Origin of the sequence: Calderihabitans maritimus (assembly GCF_002207765.1) — a bacterium.
Taxonomy (GTDB): Bacteria; Bacillota; KKC1; order Calderihabitantales; family Calderihabitantaceae; genus Calderihabitans; species Calderihabitans maritimus.
Map to the genome: position 1 here is coordinate 1 of NZ_BDGJ01000117.1, position 18,859 is coordinate 18,859.

Consider the following 18,859-nt stretch of genomic DNA (forward strand, 5'->3'; position numbering starts at 1 on the left):
TGCCTAACGAAACCGACCCGGCGAGCTACCGTATTCACACCAGCTATACCCGGGATACCGACGCCTGCGCCTCCTGCCATAGAACCCACACCGCCGTGGGACCGGGCTTGTTGCAATGGTACACCATATATGACACCTGCATGGCCTGCCACGACGGCACCGTCAAAACCACTTATAATGTTGTAGAAGGCAAAATAGCCGACACCGGCAGAAGGACCTCCGGTGGCAAATTCGGCCTCGGCAAGGAAAGCTACCTCTCCCGCCACAACGTAAAAGGAACCCTAAACATCGCCTCCGCTCCCGGGGGCTCTACCATAACCGTCTACGAAGAAAACGAAGACGGGTCTATAGAACCCGTAAGCTGGGGCATCCGGTTCGGCTGTGAAAGCTGCCATAACCCCCACGGGTTGGGCGGCAACGCCCGGATACTCAACCCCGACCCCAACGGCTGGGCCAGGCGCAACAAAAAAACCTACTACCCCCTGACCGCCGTAAACGAAGAAAGCACCGTATTTGTGGCGTATCCCGAACAAGACACCACCCGACTGCCCTATTACATGTTAACCGGTTATGAATACGGAGTAATCACGTACGTTTATGACGAATTTAACAACGTGGAAATAGCTCAACCAACCATAGACAACAGCCGGGGCTACACCAGAATAGTCTTCGATACTCCCCAGACCGGCAAACAAATAAAAGCAACCTTCTTCCCTTCCTTGAGAGTAATCATGGACATAGACGGATACCTGACCGCCAACGAAACCATAACCTACCAGGACGGCACCAGTGAATTCTGCGGCGCCTGCCACACCGACTACTACACGGCCTCAACCACCAAAACCAGCTCCGGTAGAATACTTACCGGAACTTACTCCAGAGTCTATCGGCACCAGATAGGCGTCAAAGATACAGAGAGCCCGTACGAATTCTCCGAACTGTTGAAATACGAAACAGACCAGGAACGAAACCGAAAACTGATCTGCCTTACCTGCCACACCGCCCACGGAGTAGATCAGGAATACTGGCAGCAAACCATAGACCCCGACCGGACCTATGGCGACTACTGGCAGCAAGAAGACCACACCAAAGAACTGGCAGGCTCTTCCGCCTTAAAACGCATGCCCAACATGGCCACCTGTGAAGCCTGCCACCAGAAAGCAGAAGCCAACGAAGGATACCTGGCCAATTCCGGCCAGAAAGACCCGGGATCAGTTTCCGGCAACACCGCCGACTACTTCACCCTAGAGGGAGCGGAATATGTCAGCGCCCAGACCTGTAAATTCTGCCACCGGAAAAGATACGACGAATGGAAAATCACCCTTCATGCTAACATGGTAAAGGAGGTAACCTCCCTAGACACCAGCGGCATCCTAACCACCGCCAAAGACAACTGGTCCGTAGAACTCAGCACCTACTACGGCCAACCCGAAGATGTAGCCTACACCCTTGGCTCCAAATGGAAGCAAATGTACGTTTTTAAAAACGGAACCCTGGGCTACCGGGTGGCTACCGGGAACCAGGTGGTATGGGATGTAAAAGAAGCAAAATGGGAAAGCTACAGGCCGGGGGAAACCGTAGACTGGGACGACACTTGTATAGCCTGCCACGTAACCGGCTTCAACGGCAACACCGGAGAAAATGTAATATTCCAAGACCACGGTATAGGGTGCGAATCCTGCCACGGGCCGGGCAGCAAGCATAGCAAACACCCGGGAGAAGGGAACATTATAAACCCGGGTAAACTCGACCAGGACCGGGCCATAGAAGTATGCGGGCAGTGCCATGCCCGGGGGATAAACAAAGACGGGGTCAGAGAAGATGCCTACGGATTCATCCCGGGACAAATCCTGGCCGAGACTTTCACCGTTTTAGACAAAATCAACGATGACGGGACCTACTTCTGGCCGGACGGGACCGCCAAAGGCAACCACATGCAATACCAGGACTTTCTTCTGAGCAAGCACTACCTGACGGGGATAATGACCTGTAACACCTGCCACGATTCTCACGGGTTAAGCGACGATGGCAGGCCGTTGAAACTGACCTTACAGCAGACCTGCGGTACTTGTCACGGGCAGGTATTAGACATTGATCGTTACATGCCGTACACGGCTGTCAGTATTAATGAATACGATATCAGGTCCCATGCTTTTAAGGAGGACTACTTTTATCCAGCGGCGGTCGATAATCCGAGCCTGGATTAAGGGAAAGCATAACCAAATCTTTAACGTCGAAGGGACAGATACTTATGAAATGGACGACATTGATATTGCTTGGCATAGTTATTTTCCTGCTGTTTTTGTGGCAGCCCTCGGTGCCTAAACCGGCCCCCGTAAGAACTGAACCGGAAAGCTCTCCGGCAGTCGCTGTCCGGGAACCTTTTTATCGCATCGAGGCTCGGCTGGAAGGTGAAAGGCGACTGGAAGTCCGTCAGCAGGTGGAATTTACTTATTCCGGCGGCGGTCGGGTCCGCTTTCATTTCTGGCCTCTGGCGTTTTCCCGGGAAGATACCACTCCTGCACCGCCCGAAGCCTACCCTTACGGCTTTGATGCGGGAGCGGTAGATTTGCATACGGTAACTACGGGAGGCCAAAAGGTCGACCCGGAAATAGAAGGGGTATTAATTACCGTTCCTTTAACCGGATTAGACTTGGGAGAAAAAGCTACTGTGACCTTTGAGTATACTTTGGAAGTTCCCCGGGTCAGATATCGCTACGGTTATGCCGACCATATCCTCAACTTGGGTAACTGGTTTCCGATCTTGGCTCCGGAAGGGCACGAAAGTACGAAATACCCTCCGGTAGGTGATCCTTTTACCAGCCTGGTTGGTAACTATGAAGTGAAAATCACTGTTCCGCAAAAGAAAATAGTGGCAGCCGGTACTTCCGGGGAGGAACAAACTCACAAGGATGAAACGAAAACTATAGTTTTTCAAGGGAACAACATGCGGGACTTTGCCCTGGTGATATCTTCGGATTTTGTGGTGGCCAGACGCCAGGTGGACGGCGTAGTGGTTTACGCTTATAGCCCGGAAGGCTTCAATCATGTCCGTAGGCTGGTAAATACGGCGGTCGATGTGCTGCAGTATTATGCAGCAGTTTTCGGCCCTTATCCCTATCCGTCCCTGGCGGTGGCGGAGACTTCCCTGTACCCTCTTCAGGGAATGGAATACCCCGGCCTGGTGATGATTTCCAGCCGCGAAGTAATTACTCCGAAGAGGCTCCAGTGGATATTGGCCCATGAGATTGCCCACCAGTGGTGGTATGGGGCAGTGGGCAACGACCAGCTTCAGGAGCCCTGGATTGACGAGGGACTGGCTACCTACTCCGCCTATCTTTATATGGAAAACCTGTACGGAAAAGAAAACGTGGAAAAGCCTTGGGAAAGGAAAGAGACACAAGCGGCCCTGCTAGACTTCTACCAGCCGGTTACTGCCTTCCAGGAACGGACGCAGTACATAGATACAGTTTATCACGGGGCTGCTCTCTACTGGGACACCCTGGAACAATTTGTGGGCCGGGAAAAGGTACTAAGGCTCCTAAAGGAACTGTACCATAAATACCGGTTTAAGATCATTAATGGAAAGGAAATGATGAATTTCGTTGCCAATTATAAGTGAAAACCATGATATTTTAACCACCGTTAAAGGTGGTTATTTATGTCTAAACCTAAAACTTAAAAAAGGATTAGTAATTCATGAGAGGAATAAAGGCGCACCACGGCAGAAGTCACTTGTAGTGGCTTATCAATACTGATAGAATATATTTAGTGTTCGACTGGTGAAATCAAAGTTATGCAGGAGGTTACATATGTTCCGGCAGTGGTACAGGGCAATTCTGGTTGGAGTAGTGGGAGTGGCGGTGATCGTTTCTCTTTTTCTGGCCTGGCAGCGTCACCAGGTGGAAAGAGAGAACCGTACGGTGGAAGTGGCAGTAGATTATCAACAGGTAAAAGAACTGGCTGCTTTCAAGAACATGAAAGAAAGGGAAGTTTTGGAACTCCTCAAGGGGAAGGGAGTTACGGGAGTACTTTTTAAAGAACAGACACTGGTCGATCTGGAGGAACAGGGGCAGGCCTGGACCACGAGCGGTTCCCGGCTGGCAGTCGACCCGGGTTACCGTTCTTTGCCTTTAAGAATGGAATATACCTATTTTTTGACGCGGGACGCTGAGACTTACCGGAGGCTTTATGAACAGCTCAAGGCCAAGACCAGCTTGGTGGATACATTTTGGGTGGATACGGAGGGAGTGTACCTGGTGGGAAGTCCCCTTCCCAGTAATGTTTTAAAGGAATATGGTTTGGGGTTTCCCGAACGGGCGCTGCGTATGACGCGAGAATTAGGCCTTAATGCGCTGGTGCAGATAAAAAATTGGCCGGAAGTTACCGATTACAGCATTCGTGCCTCTTTGCAGGCCCTAGAAGGTTACGAGCATATTTCCGCTGTTCTATTTAACGACCGAATCCTGCCCGGCTACCCGGATAAGCTGAATGTTCTGGCGGATGAGGTGCGGCGTTTCAATGCTCCCGTGGGCCTGATAGAGTTTTATACCCAACAGGGGTTAAGCAGGCTGGCCTGGAAGCTAGATAAAAACGCCGTGCGGCTTCATTCTATATCTCAAAGTGAGCTGGGAAAGATGTCGCCTCGCCAGGCTATCGATCGGTATTTACTGGCGGTTACAGACCGCAACGTACGCGTTCTTTTTGTTCGCTTTTTTTCTCCTTTGAAGACTAAGGATTGGCTGGAAGATAATCTAAATTATATCGGGCAGCTTACCGAAACATTGAAGAAGAGAGGATTTGAACTGGGAGCGGCCAGGCCGTTCAGGCCTCTTCCCGTTTCCCGTATTTGGCTTTTTTGCATCGGGTTAGGTGGTATAGCGGGAGGAATGTTGCTGCTGGAACTTATTGGTTGGAGCCGATTATCATTGCTGCTGGGAGGATTGGCAGTGCTGGTTTGGGCAATCCTTCTGGCCGGAGGGCAAGTGGCCATGGGTCGTAAAATTATGGCTTTAGGTATCAGTGTGGTATTTCCTACCCTGGCGGTTGCCGGGCTGCTGGGACAGAAACCGTCCGGCATTTGGCGGAGCGTAGGCTTACTGGTATTAACTTCGCTGACTTCGATGGCAGGAGCATTTCTGATTGTGGGATTACTGCGGGACGTGGGTTTTATGCTTAAGCTGGACCAGTTCGCTGGCGTTAAGCTGTCTTTTTTGGCCCCTCCCCTGTTGCTGTTCTTCGTTTTCCTGATTAAGTACAGGGAGAAAGAATGGTTAAAGTGGTTTTATGATTTTTTGGAGAAACCAGTTACGGTTAAGCTTGTTTTATTATTTGGTTTTCTGGCTCTGGTAGGAGTTGTTTACATAAACCGTTCGGGTAATGAAACGGCTCTGGTCAGCGGGATTGAACTTAAAGTGAGGTCGTTACTGCAGGAAATACTGATTGCCCGGCCGCGGACCAAGGAATTTTTAATAGGGCATCCTTTACTACTCACGTTATTCTATTTGGGTTATCGGGAAAGATGGCTGCCTTTACTTCTTTTGGGCAGCATCGGCCAGGTATCGCTGATCAATACCTTTGCTCATATACATACGCCTCTGGCGGTTTCTCTGCTGCGGACCTTCAACGGCCTGTGGTTAGGAATAATAGCAGGTTTGATATTAATAGCCCTGTACCGTCGATTTGCAGACCTGGGGAGCAGGTATAGATATGAAAAAGAGTAAAGTAGTAATATCAGGCTATTACGGCTTTGACAACACGGGAGACGAAGCTGTCCTTTACAGTATGATCAGGCAGCTTCGGGAATTGGTGCCGGAATTGGAGATAACGGTGCTGTCCCACCGGCCAGAGAAGACGATGGCGAGTCATGATGTGAGGGCAGTCAACCGTTGGAGTCTACTCCAGGTGATTAGGGCTGTCAGCCGGGCTGACCTAGTGTTGAGCGGAGGAGGCAGTCTGCTGCAGGATGTGACGGGAATAAAGAGCCTCTTGTATTATCTGGGAGTTATAGCAGTTGCCCGCCTGTTGGGAAAACGGGTGATGATATATGCCCAGGGAATCGGACCTATTAATACCTTGCCGGGCAAATGGCTGACACGGTTGGCAGTAAACCGGGTTGACCTGATTACCGTAAGGGATGAGGAATCCGGCCTTTTTTTAAAACAGTTGGGCGTAACCAGACCATCGATAAAGGTGACCGCAGATCCGGTTTTGGGGCTAGATTCCGACCGAATTCAAAGCGTTTCTTTTGCAGGGTTGTTCCCAAATCTGATGGAGAAAGGGGCCCCGTTGGCCGGTATTTCCGTCCGGAAATGGAAGGGATGGGAAGAAGCCAGATTAATTTTTGCCCGGGTTGGCGACCGTTTGGTAGAGCGAGGGTGGAAGGTTATTTTTTTGCCCATGCATTTTCCCGAGGATTTAAATGCCTGCCGGGAAACTGCTTCGTTAATGAAAGAGGACTCCGCCATATTGGAACAGCAGCCTTCCGTTGAAACTCTTCTAGGGATAATGCAGGGGATGGATTTAGTAATCGGTATGAGGCTGCATGCTCTGATTTTGGCTGCAGTGGCACGGGTTCCCATCATAGGAGTTTCTTATGATCCCAAAATAGACAGTTTTATAAAAATGACTGGTCAGATCAATGCCGGCAGGGTAGAAGAGATTACTCCGGAACAACTGGTGAAGGCGGTCGAATGGGGGTTAGACAGGCGAGAAGAATTGAAGGAGAGACTGGAGCATGTTCTGCCTGATTTAAGGTACCGGGCCCGGGAAAACACTCGACAGGCAGTCCGTCTTTTAACCGGGCGTTAGCGGGGGGTTTTTGATGTCCCAGGGAGAACAAATTGCCCGGGCAGCGGGCGTAGTTTTGGTTATGAATCTTTTGAGCAGAGCATTGGGATTTGTCAGGGACGCGGCTATCGCGTATCGGTTTGGGGCCGGCAAGGCGACTGACGCTTACATGGTGGCCTATACCTGGCCCTACTTGATACAGGCGGTACTGGGCTTTGCGCTGGTCTCGGCGGTAGTGCCCGTATTCACCGGGTATCTGGTGAAAGACAGGAAACAGGAGGCGTGGCGGGCAGGGAGCAACCTGCTGAATTTGGCGGCTGTTTTATTGACCGGTATAAGTATAGCCGGGATTTTAGGGTCGCCGGGGTTAGTGAAAATTACCGCTCCGGGTTTTTCGACGGAGCAGACCAAATTGACGATTGAGCTTACTCGAATAATGTTTCCGTCGGTACTTTTTATGGGGCTGGGCATGCTGGTAACGGGTATGCTTAACGCCCACCGTTATTTTGCCGTGCCGGCTTTTGCTCCCGGGTTCACGAATATTATAATTATCGTTACGGTTCTGTTTTTCGCTGAAGATTTTAATGTCCACCGGTTGGCTCTTGGTACTTTAATAGGTTTTATAGGCTTCTTGCTGATCCAGATTCCCGCGTTGGTGCGATTAGGATTTCAGTACAGTTTCAGTTTTGATTGGCGCCACCCGGCGGTGCAGAAAATCTTTTGGACCGTAGGACCGGTTATTTTGGGTATTTCGGTAAATCAGATTTATCTGGCTTTAAACAGGGTTTTTGCTTCTGGGTTACCGCCGGGAAGCCTTTCCGCGTTGGAATATGCGTACCGTTTGATGTCTTTACCTTTGGGAATTTTTGTGGCTGCTGTTTCCACGGCTATTTTTCCCGCTATGGCGGAGCAGGCGATCGGCAAAAAAAACCGGGAGTTATCGACAACTTTAGTTCAAGGTCTGGGCATGGTATTGGTGGTGGCCGTACCGGCAGCGGTAGGACTGGCGGTGTTGCGGGAACCGCTGGTACGCCTGCTATTGGAAAGGGGTGCTTTTGACCGGAGGGCAACCCTATTTACCGCAAGTGCCCTGCTGTACTTCGCCGGGGGATTGATACCACTAGCTTTTAATATGATAATTACGCGGGCTTACTATGCCCTGGATGATGCCCGTACGCCTGTAGTTACGGGACTGCTTTCTGTAGGCATAAACGTCATTTTGAGTATGATTTTTCTGCCCGTTATGGCCCATACCGGTCTGGCCCTGGCTAATTCGCTGGCTGCTGCTGCTAACAGTTTATTGCTTTACCGTGGTCTTAGAAAACACTTGGGGCGTCTTCCCGACCGTCGGATAGGAAAATCTCTGGCCGGAACAGGGGCGGCTTCCCTTGCAATGGCGGTGGTAGTATTTAAAGTTTCCGGAGCAATAAGAACCTGGTCCGGATTGGCAGGTATGAAATTACTGTTGGCGGAGGTAGGTGTGGGGATTATCACCGGGGTGATTTGTTTTGGGTTTCTGGCGGCAATGCTTAGGGTGAAAGAGGTGGAATTGTTAATGCATACCCTTCTGCGAGCGAGACCATTTCCTAGAAAATAATTCCGAGAAAGAGGTTGAAAGGATTCGTAAGCCCTTTGTAGAATTAGTAACATTATTGTCTAGGAGGAGTAGATGATGGATATAAATGAGATTCGAAAAATTATTCCTCACCGTTATCCTTTTTTACTGGTGGACCGGATTGTGGAGCTGGAAAAAGGGAAAAGAGCGATAGGGATTAAAAACGTAACCATCAATGAGCCTTTCTTTCAGGGGCATTTTCCCGACTATCCGATTATGCCGGGGGTGCTTATTATCGAGGCTTTGGCCCAAGTGGGTGCGGTGGCTATCTTGAGCATGCCGGAGTTTGCCGGGAAGATTGCCCTTTTTGCTGGAATTGACAAAGTGCGATTCCGGCGGCAGGTTATGCCTGGAGACCAGTTAAGGTTAGAAGTAGAAATTTTAAAAGTCCGGGGAAAAGTAGGCAAGGGCTTTGGTAAAGCTCTGGTAGGAGAGGAAATTGCAGCAGAGGGAGAGTTGATGTTCGCCATTAGCCAGTAATAGTCTTGGAGTAATGGCATCTACGGGGGAGGGAAACATATTGATACCGTTATCTACCGTTGCAGCGATGGTGGCCGCTTTTGGGATTGCCTTACTGGTGACGCCCTTTATAAGAAAAGTGGCCATCAGCATGGGAGCGGTGGACATTCCGAACGAGAGGAAAATACATAAGGAGCCTATGCCACGAATGGGCGGTCTGGCCCTATATCTGGCTTTTGTGATTCCGGTATTGCTTATCCAACCTCTGGACCGGCCGCTTATGGGTCTGGTAGCAGGTGGTTCCATTATACTGGTATTGGGTCTGGCTGATGATTTTTTCGGTATTTCACCGTCGGTTAAGCTGCTGGGACAGGTTATAGGCGCCCTGGTTCTCGTTTTCTTCGGTGTGCAGGTGGATTTTTTGACTAACCCCTTTGACGGGATGATTTTCTTGGGCAAACTGGCGGTTCCGGTAACTATCTTTTGGGTTATTGGAATCACTAATGCTGTTAACTTGATTGATGGTTTGGACGGGCTGGCTTCCGGAACGTCTGCTATTGCTGCCGTTACCGTAGCGGTAGTTGCCATGGCAGAAGGACAGGTACAGGTAGGCTACTATGCTTTGATTTTGGCGGCGGCTGTTCTCGGTTTTCTGCGTTATAATTTCTTTCCGGCCAAGATATTTATGGGTGACAGCGGGTCACTGTTTCTGGGATTTAATCTGGCGGCACTCGCGGTTATGGGACTGACTAAAGGAGCAACTATAATTTCTTTGTTTGTTCCGGTGCTTATTCTGGGCATCCCCATTTTGGACACTTTTTTTGCTATCCTTCGCCGTTATATTAGCGGCCGGTCTATTTTCCAGGCCGACAGGGAGCACCTGCATCATCGCTTGCTGGAAGTTGGTCTCTCCCACCGGCAGGCGGTACTGGTCATATACGCATTAAATGGTATTTTAGGAGCAAGTGCGATACTTTTAACCCGTTTAACTACGGATCAGGGAGTAATCATTTTGATAGGCATTGTAATGCTGGTTTTCTTGGGAGCCGACCGCCTTGGTGTCCTCCGCAGCAAATCGCCGCTCAAAGGCTCTTCCGTGCGCACCTCAACGATCAGTCGGGTGCTGAAAAAATATTTCAGCGGTTGATTTTAAGAGGGAGGCAGGATGAGGTATCATGACGGGCAGGAAAGGGTTAATTTGGGTTGCGTTACTGGTGGGAATGCTGTTGCTTCTTTGGATAGGTACTGCTGCCCAGGCAGATTCCATAGATACGACACCCGGTTCATATAATGACCCGGTAGTGGCTCAAAGCTACGTGGAGAAAGCAGTAGAAGAAAATGTGGAGCAACTTAAAAAAGAAATCGAAAACCTGCAAGCCCGCCTGCAGGCTTTGGCGGAGGAAGTAGCCCGGTTGGAAGCCCTGGTCGGCAGATGAGAGAGAAAAAAGCCTTCTTTCAAGAGGGCTTTTTTCTTTGAACGGCTCTTGCATATAATGATGGTATAGCATAAAATGCTAACGAGAAGAGGTTAGCAGGTTGGGAACGGGGAGGAGACAGGTTGGAAAGACAAGACCTTTTGGAACGCTTACAACAGTCGAATTTGAGTCCTTCGGAATTAATAGAACTGTTGCGGGAAGCAGCGCAGTATCCGGATGAGGAAGTTTGCCGTGCCGTTTTTTCTTTTGTACGTCATCCCGACTATTTAGTCCGTACGCGGGCCTTTATCACTCTCAACCAAATAGCACACCCCGGCATTATACCGGACCTTCTGGAGTATTTGCGAGAAGAGAAAGATGAAGAATTTCGCCTGCGCTGTCTGGAGGTTTTTCACAGCCTGGGCGACCCGGCTGCGGTTAAACCTTTAACCGGTTTTATTCATGACCAAGATCCGATATTCATTCGAGGCTTGGTATGGACCATAGGTTCCATCGGAGGCGAGGAAGCAGTTCGGTTCCTGCTGGAGTATGGATCAAGCCCTGCCGGGCGCCTGGTAAAGCGGGAAATCGTGGGTGAGGCTATCGGTATGGCTTTGGAGAAGGTACCGCAGGGGCAGAAATTATTGCAGGAACTGGCTGCACAGAATATGCGCATAGCCCGTTATCTTGACTGGCTTCCTATACGTGGTAGAGAAAAGGCCCGTTTTAGCGTTTACCCGGCTCCCGATTATTTTCGTCAATGTGCCAAAGCCAGGGGTTTAGATTACCGGGAATATAAGAAACTGTTGTAAAGGCAATTTTTCATAGCCCAGGGGAAATGAGGGTCAAGATTGCGGTGGAAACAAGCTAGGTTTTTATTAACATATTGGGTTCCTGTATTTCTCTACATGGGAGTTATTTTTTACTTCTCTTCCAAAACGGGAGAAGAGGTTTCCTTTGTAACCATTCCCGACTATTTTTCCCACGGGCTTGAATATATGGGGCTGAGTTACCTTTTATTCAGAGCCTTACATAATACCGCACCGGATTTACCTACGGGGAAGATTGCCGCCTGGGCGGTAGCTATAAGCATTTTTTACGGTATCACCGATGAAATTCACCAGTATTTTGTGCCGGGCAGGACCAGTGCCATTAGCGATTTACTGGCTGACGCAGTAGGGGCAGTGTCAGCCCAGGTTCTGAGGCTTTATTTGTTTAAGGTTAAAAGGTAAAAAAAAAAATTAAAAAAAACTGCAAGATTTTTTGTTTGCGTATCGTATATATTAGTGAACAATCCTTTATGCAGACAGCTCGGGTGTTCATCAGGCCCCGACACCCGGGCTGGCGTTTACAAAAATATATTGACAGCATACACCCCGCCTAGGTATAATTAAAAACAACAGGTTGGGGTGGTACTTTTGGGGAACAGTAGTAAAATTCGAGGACGAGGGCGAACAACTGAATTAACGGGTATTGACAAGTACGGCCGTCGTCTGAGACAATTGCGTAAAAAAAAAAAACTTTTCGCTGCAAGAACTAGCTGCTATTTTGGGAATATCTGAAGAAACAATGAGTCTAATAGAACGGGGCAAAAGTGATAAATTAAAACTGGATGACTGGCTGCTTTTAGCAAACATTTTTGAAGTGCCACTTTGCTACTTCTTAATTGATAACGACCGTGAAGCTAGGCTCCTAATAGAATAGGTGGGTCATTTTTTAACCATGGTTGTTTTCTAATATATAGTAATAGCTAACAAATTTCAAGAGGACCTTCTTGGTTCTTCTTGAATCCCCCATTTTGGGGTAGCAGAGAGAAGTTATTGCTACCCCTCCTTTTTAAGGTTTCAATTCCCGGACTAGAACCGGGAGTTACAGGGGCCTGAAATTAGTCTGAAGAGAGGTGATGTTAGGGGCACCTGACTTTCTGCAAGAGCTGGTTCAAAAATTATTAAAAGAAAAGAAAAAGGAGGAGGAGAAACCGAATGAGTACGAGGCAAAAAATTGTTCTGACAATTACGTTGTTGCTGAGCTTGGGCCTGATATTCAGTACTGCAACAGCTTTCGCTGCCACCTTTAGTGATGTCAGCGATAGCCATCCAGCCAGCCAGGCCATCAGCAGGCTGGTAGGCCTTGGCGTATTAAAAGGTTATCCCGATGGAAGCTTCAAACCCAATAACAACATCACCCGTGCCGAGTTTGCCAAGATAGCCGTTTTGCTGGCCGATAAAGGACATGCAGCCAAAGCCTTACAAGCAATGCAGCCCAAGTTTCGTGATGTTAAAGCCAATGAATGGTATACCGGTTACATTAATTTAGCGGCTTCCCTGGGTTACGTTAAAGGATATCCCGATGGCACATATCACCCTAACGACCAGATTACCAATGCTGAAGTCGTTACCGTTTTGCTACGGGTACTGGGTTACGATGATCGCCTGGTGGGGCAGTGGCCCGCCAACTACCTGTCCAAGGCTGCCGAGTTAGGTATTCTGGATAAAGTGGCCGGTTTCGACGCTGCTACTTCGGCTAAACGCGGTGATGTGGCGATTATGGCCTCTGAAATTCTGGATGAATACTGGGTAGAATACGACCGGGAGAAAGGCATGTTCGTATCGTCTCTGGATCCCAGCACCGGTAGGTACGAGAAACTGATGGAAAAGAACTTCCAGGGTATTGTGGAAGAAGACGTCCTGATCGTAGGCTGGGAGATCAGTGGGAATACCCGAAAAATCACCTACTGGGATCGTGAAGGTTATAAAGACTACAAGGATAACGATTGGGAAGTAGACGTGAATGGCAATCCCATCTTGAAAACGATATCGGTTAAGGACGATGTTGTTCTGGCCGGTGGTGCCGATATCAACGCCTTTGCCGACTGGGTTGTGGACCTGTATATTGATCCCGATGACAACAAAGTTTCCATGATTGAAAAGAAAAATTACGGCCGCCTGAACTTTATAAACCGCAACGATATTCCCGAAAGCCACCTGGTGCAGGCGGAACTGAAAGGCAATACCATTATTATAGACGATACCAGCTACACCCTGGCGTCCGATGCTTATATCGTCTCCGGTAGTCCTTATGTCAGCGCCCCCGCTGATAAGTGGTTTGACGCAGTAGTAGACGCTGAAACGGGTAAGACAAATAAGGATGTTTACGAGGATACGAAAGAATTCGGCGTCAAGCGCATGCTGGCCGCCGAGCGTATCAGGCTCAGCATCGATGAAAACGGTAACGTGATTCAGGTAAAGCTGACCAACTGGGGGCAGCCGGCGCTGGTTAAGAGCGTTGACCTGGATCGCGAGCGGATTATTGCCGAATCCGGTGCCAATAGCCAACCTACCTTGCCTACCGATTTGGATGAAAAGAGCTACGTAGTAGAAAGCACGCGGGTACCGGGTGCGAAGTTGCAAGTGAACAGCCTTGAGGGAGCGATAGAAGAGGGCGACGTGGTATACGTATACGAACATGCCCATGGCAAGGATTACTACATCCTGGTTTACGCAGGCAAGCAGGTGGAAGGAACCCTGGAAAGCGCCGAATTTGACGGAGACGAGGTCTGGCGCGTAACGGTAGACGGTCAGAAGTATGATGTGGATCCGTTGGCCAGGATTTCCAAAGATGCCGGTGAGACTTACACCAGTCTCAATAGGGAAGAAGTACGCAACCTCTACGGTCGCAAGGTAAAACTGTACCTGGCCGGTTCCGGCGATGTGGAATTCATTGAGAGCGACGTGGAAACTGGCGGCGCAGTTGTGGAAGAAAGCGGAACCCTGTACGGCGTGCTGGAGAAAATCACCTTTGATTATGCCGGCACCGAAGCTAACATTGATGGAATCGAATCGCTCAAAATTATGCGAGCGGACGGCAAGGAAGTATACTACCGCACCGGAGGCACCAGCTATATCCACTGGTATGATGAGAATACTGGCAAGTGGAGGAGCTTTGACCCGACTGATGCCACCGACATCGACCCTGACCCGGACAACGGCGTCCACGTAGATGACGGAGATTATTACGATTCCGCTCACCTGCTGGGCTTGGGCGGCGAGGAGGCCATCCTCAAGCCGGGCGTTCTGCTGGAGTTCGACCTGAGAGAGGACGGCACCCTGGGTAACGTTACCCCGCTGGTAACGGATGAATACACGGGTACTCTGGACAAAGTAGACACCGATCTGGATCGGGTAAGAATTGACGGTGTATGGTACAGCATCCTCGATTGGACGACCATCTTTGACAACTCTACGCCGACCGACGCAGATGTGATTGACTGGGCCGATACTAAATACGATCTTGAGGATGGAATTGCCAACGGAGGAACATTTGTTTACTACAAGCGCACTTCCAACAAGATAGAATACCTGGTAGTATCTGCTCCCACAGGAGTAACCGACCGCTTTGGTGTCCTGGTGGCTAAGGGCCGCGACGTTGACGGCTACTATGCCGACATAGAAATTGGCGGCGACGTGAAACGCTACGACGCCGGTGCGGTGAAAAACCTGCCTGACTATACCGATTCCGCTGCCCGCTCGGTCATCCGGTACAGCCTGAGCGGCGGTGACCTGGACAGCTTCCACGAAATTGGTGACAACAACCCGTACAGCGTAATAGAGTTCGTTTATGACAATAACACGTATTATATAAACGGCTTTGCCTACGTGAAGACGCTGGATGCTACGGCCAGGGCTATGGAATTGGAAGTTACCGCTAATGCGGAAGACGGCTCCACGCTGACCTTTACCAAGTGGTACAGCTACGACGAAGACACCAAGGTATGGGATATCGATGACGAAAAAGACGATGTAGAATTCGTGGATATTAACTACATCGCCGACGGTGACCGGATACTCTTGGCTATACCTCAAGACGGCTTTGAGTTTACTGACGTAGATGGTGACGGAACAATTGAATACGAAGAAATTAAGAAAGGCATTTTCGCAGGCTATGATGAACACAGCACCAAGAACGGCAACGTATTGAAGTGGATCGGTATCCGGAACTAGTTGCCAGAAGCGGGAAGGTTTTAGCAAGGCCTTCCCGCTTTTTTAATAATTTGTATTGACAGCAAACACCAAATTGAATTACAATAACTATACCGGGGTATGGTAAATATCGATTGACCTTCCAGCCGGGCGAATATTATGAGCTTTTGGGAAGTATGACGTACCTGACAAGAATAAGTAGAGGAGAATGGCGTATGCGGGGGAAATTAACCTGGATTTTAGCATTAATTACATTGAGTTTCTTAATAATGGGACCGGTTCAGGCGCGGGATTGGGACCAGACTGTGCCGGCTGTCTGGGGTAGCTGGGTAGCCTGGCTAGAAGATAGCAGTGGGTTTGTCAATGTGGCCGTGACTAAAATCGGCGAAAAAGGCAAGTTTTATCCCGACCACGTGCGGGCCCAGCAGGGTGCGCCGGATATGGCGGGTGGGCTGCTGGTCTGGCAGGACCGGAGGGACGGGTACTGGCAGATTTACGGATGGCGTCCGGGAAGCCCGCGTTCTTATCAGTTGAGCTACGGGAGGCAAGAGCATATCAACCCGGCCACCGACGGTCATACAGTGGTCTGGCAGCAGGACGATAACGGCTTTTGGGATATCTACGCCCTGAAGCTGAAGGGAAGAAAACTTTTACGGCTTACCGGAGAACGGGCCCGCCAGGAAAATCCCGATGTGGACGGTGAGTGGGTAGTCTGGCAGGACGAGAGAAACGGATTTTGGGACATTTACGCTGCAAATCTGGCCACCGGTGAAGAGAGGCGTCTTACCTGGGAAAGGGCCGACCAGATAAATCCCAGGATTAGTGGGGACTGGGTAGTATGGCAGGATGAACGCCGCGGGCACTGGGATATTTACGCTTTTAATCTGAAGGAAAACCGGGAGTATCGTTTGACAGATGACCGGTGTGACCAGATCAACCCTGTTCTTGACGGGAATATAGTGTTTTGGCAGGATAACAGAAACGGTTACTGGTCTGTCATGGGAATGGACCTGTCGAGCGGGGAACGCTATGATTTCGGGAATTTTAAAGCCAACCAGGAAAATCCAAGCGTTAAAGAAGATAAAATTTTTTGGCAGGAAGAAAGAAACGGCCGGTGGGAAATTCGAGGATATGATGTGAAGAACAAGGAATGGCTGAGCCCGGCAACTGGGTTTCTCCAAGATAACTAAATTATTTACGGGAATTCTTGAATAATTTAACCATTTCTTTGACAGTTTCCAGGTCTTTGCGGTCCATGTCCTGTAGCATTTCCAGCAATTCCATGACTTCCGGTTGTTGTAGCAGTTTCTGTAGAGTGGAATTTTGTTGAAAGGGAGGTGAGATGTCTTCGTCCAGGAAAAAAAGGCAGGCATCGATCCCGAATACTTTAGATAGTTTTTCGAGGGTTTCAAGAGAAGGCTGGACTCTTCCCTGTTCAATCTGCCAGAGCAGGCCGGGGCTGACGCCGATACTTTTGGCCAGTTGTTCTAAAGTGAGCTGTCGTTCCTGGCGCAGGGCTCTGAGTTTATCTCCGAGGTTGCCCTTTTCCGCGGCAAACAGTGCAGAAGTAGTTACTTCTAATGCCTCTGCCAGCCGGGCGATGACTGAATAGGGTGGGTACACCATTCCGGCTTCCACCTGGGCCAGATAACCTGACCTCAGGCCGCTTTGCTTGGCCAGGTCATCCAGGGTGAGATTTTTGGCCGTACGTAATGCATGGAGTTTCCTGGCCAGGGAGATTCCGGGAGTTGGCTCGGTAAGGACAATTAGCTGTTCTTTATCTAAGTTTAGGGCCCGGGCCAGCTTTTGCAGAGTTTTTATAGAAGGAGTTTTCTGGTTGTTTTCTATCTGGCTCAGGTACGCGGGGGAAATTCCTGCTTTTTCCGCAAATTCTCTTAGAGTATATCCCCGTTCCTCGCGTAGCGATCGTAAATAGCTGCCGTTTACTTTCACCGCATTTACACCTCACGAAGTTTTATAAGTTAATTAAGGGGCGATTTTCTACATTATTCGCTTCCATTATAACCTTAAACGAGGAAATTCAAAACCTTCAGGGGATGAAAAAAGAAAAAAGTGTTTGTCGATAATTTTTTCTACTGGGGAGGGATGAAACTTAAATGACCGTTGAAAAAGGAGTTCGAATAATTGCCGGCTCCTTCACTTTGCTAGGGTTAACCGTGGATCCCCTGTGGTGGCTCTCCTGGCTTGTAGGGTTTATGCTGATTATTTCGGCATTGACCGGTTTCTGTCCTGCTGAATGGATTTTACGCCGCCTGGGCTTGGAAAGTTGTGAAGGAACAAAATAAAAAGGCTCTAAATAAAGCATAACCTGAAATCGTCGTTTCCAGTTGGAGGTGCTGTAATGGCAAATCAAAAGCAATCGACCTGCAGAGAAAAGATAATTGCCCTGGTAAGACAATTCAGAAGAGCCTTTGGCCTTTCCTGTAACGAGCTGGCAACATTTCTAGGCCTCGCTTCTGCGGAATGTTTGAAAAGCGATGTGGAGTTGGCGAGGAAAATAACACTACAAGATATAAAACTGATGGCCAATATTTTAGGAGTTTCCCGGTTACCCGATATATGAACCTGAAGAAGTTTTTAATTATTTATCTTAATACATAATGAACTGCCTGGAAACGTATGAAACTGCCTGGTGGCAGTTTTCTTTTTTTGGGGTAAAAAAAGGTGAAAAAAGACATAATAATAAGGTGACGGTAACCTGTAACGAGGAGGACGGGCGATGAAACAGGTTTTGTGGGAAGGACTGTTGATCATGGGGTTTATCATTGCCGGAGCCGTAATTCTCTACATATTGACTAAGAAAGAGTTACTTTAGAGGTGAAAGAGGATGTCCACGTTTATCGAAGTGTTTCTCCAGACGGTTCTTGCCTTTTTTGCCATTCTATTTTATGCACGGATTTTAGGGAAACAGCAAATCGGACAGCTTACTTTTTTTGAGTACATCAATGGCATTACTTTCGGGGGTATGGCGGCAGTCCTGGCAACTGATATCGGGCCGCAGCGAACCTGGATGCACTTTATGGGACTCACTGTGTTTGCTGTCCTTACTTTCTTAATGGGATACGTCTCCCTGCAGAGCCGCGCGGCTCGAAAATTGATCGCCGGGGAACCTACGATAGTCATTCATAACGGTAAGGTTTTGGAAGATAATATGAAGAAAATGAGGTACAACGTGGATGAACTCTTGATGCAGCTCCGGGAGAAAGATGTGTTTAATATTGCCGACGTGGAGTTTGCCATTCTGGAGCCGGACGGGAACTTGAGCGTACTTCCAAAATCTCACAAGCAGCCGCTGAAACCGGCTGATTTAGGTCTAAGTACTCAGTACGAAGGTATTCCTTCTGAGATAATTGTAGACGGAGAAATTATCCACCAGAATTTGCGCCAGAATAATCTAGATGAGAAATGGCTTCTGGCGGAACTCCAGAAGCAGGGGATTACTAGTTTAAAGGAAGTAGCACTGGCCATTTTGGATACGCAGGGAAAACTTCATATAGATAAGAAAAAGGACGACTTGCAGTATACTACCGATATTACCGACCAGCCATAACCCCTGGAGTTGAAGCCAGAGTGGACTTAAA

The 18,859-nt window shown here is 49.0% G+C and carries 16 protein-coding genes and 1 pseudogene; 16 read left to right on the forward strand and 1 reads right to left on the reverse strand.

What is annotated here, in order from left to right; all coding sequences use genetic code 11:
• From KKC1_RS10070 to KKC1_RS10130, 13 genes and pseudogenes are all read left to right on the forward strand, one after another.
• The coding region (locus KKC1_RS10070) for a cytochrome c3 family protein (RefSeq protein WP_088554334.1) at window positions 1-2,207 on the forward strand (2,207 nt) is incomplete at its 5' end.
• 44 nt (window positions 2,208-2,251) lie between these two features.
• Window positions 2,252-3,622, forward strand: a complete 1,371-nt coding sequence (locus KKC1_RS10075) for a M1 family metallopeptidase (RefSeq protein WP_088554335.1) — start codon at window positions 2,252-2,254, stop codon at window positions 3,620-3,622.
• A 190-nt stretch (window positions 3,623-3,812) separates the two neighbouring features.
• Complete coding sequence (locus KKC1_RS10080; RefSeq protein WP_088554336.1) at window positions 3,813-5,723, forward strand: DUF5693 family protein; 1,911 nt, start codon at window positions 3,813-3,815, stop codon at window positions 5,721-5,723.
• The gene (csaB, locus tag KKC1_RS10085; RefSeq protein WP_088554337.1) at window positions 5,710-6,810 is read left to right on the forward strand and encodes a polysaccharide pyruvyl transferase CsaB; all 1,101 of its coding nucleotides are present in this window, start codon (window positions 5,710-5,712) and stop codon (window positions 6,808-6,810) included. The genes KKC1_RS10080 and csaB overlap by 14 nt, the downstream gene beginning before the upstream one ends.
• A 13-nt stretch (window positions 6,811-6,823) precedes the next feature.
• Window positions 6,824-8,386 carry a murein biosynthesis integral membrane protein MurJ gene (gene murJ, locus KKC1_RS10090; RefSeq protein WP_088554338.1) on the forward strand — a complete coding sequence of 521 codons (1,563 nt, stop codon included), beginning with the start codon at window positions 6,824-6,826 and terminating at the stop codon, window positions 8,384-8,386.
• 72 nt (window positions 8,387-8,458) lie between these two features.
• Window positions 8,459-8,884, forward strand: a complete 426-nt coding sequence (fabZ, locus tag KKC1_RS10095) for a 3-hydroxyacyl-ACP dehydratase FabZ (protein WP_088554339.1) — start codon at window positions 8,459-8,461, stop codon at window positions 8,882-8,884.
• 40 nt (window positions 8,885-8,924) lie between these two features.
• Window positions 8,925-10,010 (forward strand): glycosyltransferase family 4 protein, encoded by a 1,086-nt coding sequence (locus KKC1_RS10100; protein ID WP_238134273.1) that lies wholly within the window; start codon window positions 8,925-8,927, stop codon window positions 10,008-10,010.
• Window positions 10,011-10,038: 28 nt separating this feature from the next.
• Window positions 10,039-10,299: a hypothetical protein gene (locus KKC1_RS10105; RefSeq protein ID WP_088554341.1), complete on the forward strand. Its 261-nt coding sequence runs from the start codon at window positions 10,039-10,041 to the stop codon at window positions 10,297-10,299.
• A 122-nt stretch (window positions 10,300-10,421) separates the two neighbouring features.
• Window positions 10,422-11,090, forward strand: coding sequence for a HEAT repeat domain-containing protein (locus tag KKC1_RS10110; protein WP_088554342.1), 669 nt, complete (start codon window positions 10,422-10,424; stop codon window positions 11,088-11,090).
• Between the two features lie 39 nt (window positions 11,091-11,129).
• On the forward strand, window positions 11,130-11,510 hold the full coding sequence (locus KKC1_RS10115; protein ID WP_202820035.1) for a VanZ family protein: 381 nt from the start codon (window positions 11,130-11,132) through the stop codon (window positions 11,508-11,510).
• Between the two features lie 289 nt (window positions 11,511-11,799).
• A pseudogene (locus KKC1_RS17555) lies at window positions 11,800-11,982 on the forward strand (helix-turn-helix domain-containing protein); the annotation flags it as partial.
• A gap of 278 nt (window positions 11,983-12,260) precedes the next feature.
• A complete protein-coding gene (locus KKC1_RS10125; RefSeq protein ID WP_088554344.1) occupies window positions 12,261-15,278 on the forward strand; it encodes an S-layer homology domain-containing protein in 3,018 nt (1,005 codons plus the stop codon).
• A gap of 194 nt (window positions 15,279-15,472) precedes the next feature.
• The gene (locus KKC1_RS10130) at window positions 15,473-16,447 is read left to right on the forward strand and encodes a DUF5050 domain-containing protein (RefSeq protein WP_192868188.1); all 975 of its coding nucleotides are present in this window, start codon (window positions 15,473-15,475) and stop codon (window positions 16,445-16,447) included.
• 1 nt (window position 16,448) lies between these two features.
• Here the strand turns inward: KKC1_RS10130 and KKC1_RS10135 are convergent, their stop codons facing one another.
• Complete coding sequence (locus KKC1_RS10135) at window positions 16,449-17,210, reverse strand: helix-turn-helix domain-containing protein (RefSeq protein ID WP_088554346.1); 762 nt, start codon at window positions 17,208-17,210, stop codon at window positions 16,449-16,451.
• Between the two features lie 164 nt (window positions 17,211-17,374).
• On the opposite strand from KKC1_RS10135, the gene KKC1_RS10140 reads away from it, so the two are divergent.
• The 3 genes from KKC1_RS10140 to KKC1_RS10150 all read left to right on the forward strand — a co-directional run bounded on the left by KKC1_RS10140 (window position 17,375) and on the right by KKC1_RS10150 (window position 18,828).
• Window positions 17,375-17,563, forward strand: a complete 189-nt coding sequence (locus KKC1_RS10140; protein WP_088554347.1) for a YgaP family membrane protein — start codon at window positions 17,375-17,377, stop codon at window positions 17,561-17,563.
• A 56-nt stretch (window positions 17,564-17,619) separates the two neighbouring features.
• Window positions 17,620-17,841 (forward strand): hypothetical protein, encoded by a 222-nt coding sequence (locus KKC1_RS10145; RefSeq protein WP_088554348.1) that lies wholly within the window; start codon window positions 17,620-17,622, stop codon window positions 17,839-17,841.
• Window positions 17,842-18,105: 264 nt separating this feature from the next.
• Window positions 18,106-18,828 (forward strand): DUF421 domain-containing protein, encoded by a 723-nt coding sequence (locus tag KKC1_RS10150; protein WP_088554349.1) that lies wholly within the window; start codon window positions 18,106-18,108, stop codon window positions 18,826-18,828.
• Window positions 18,829-18,859 lie beyond the last annotated feature (31 nt).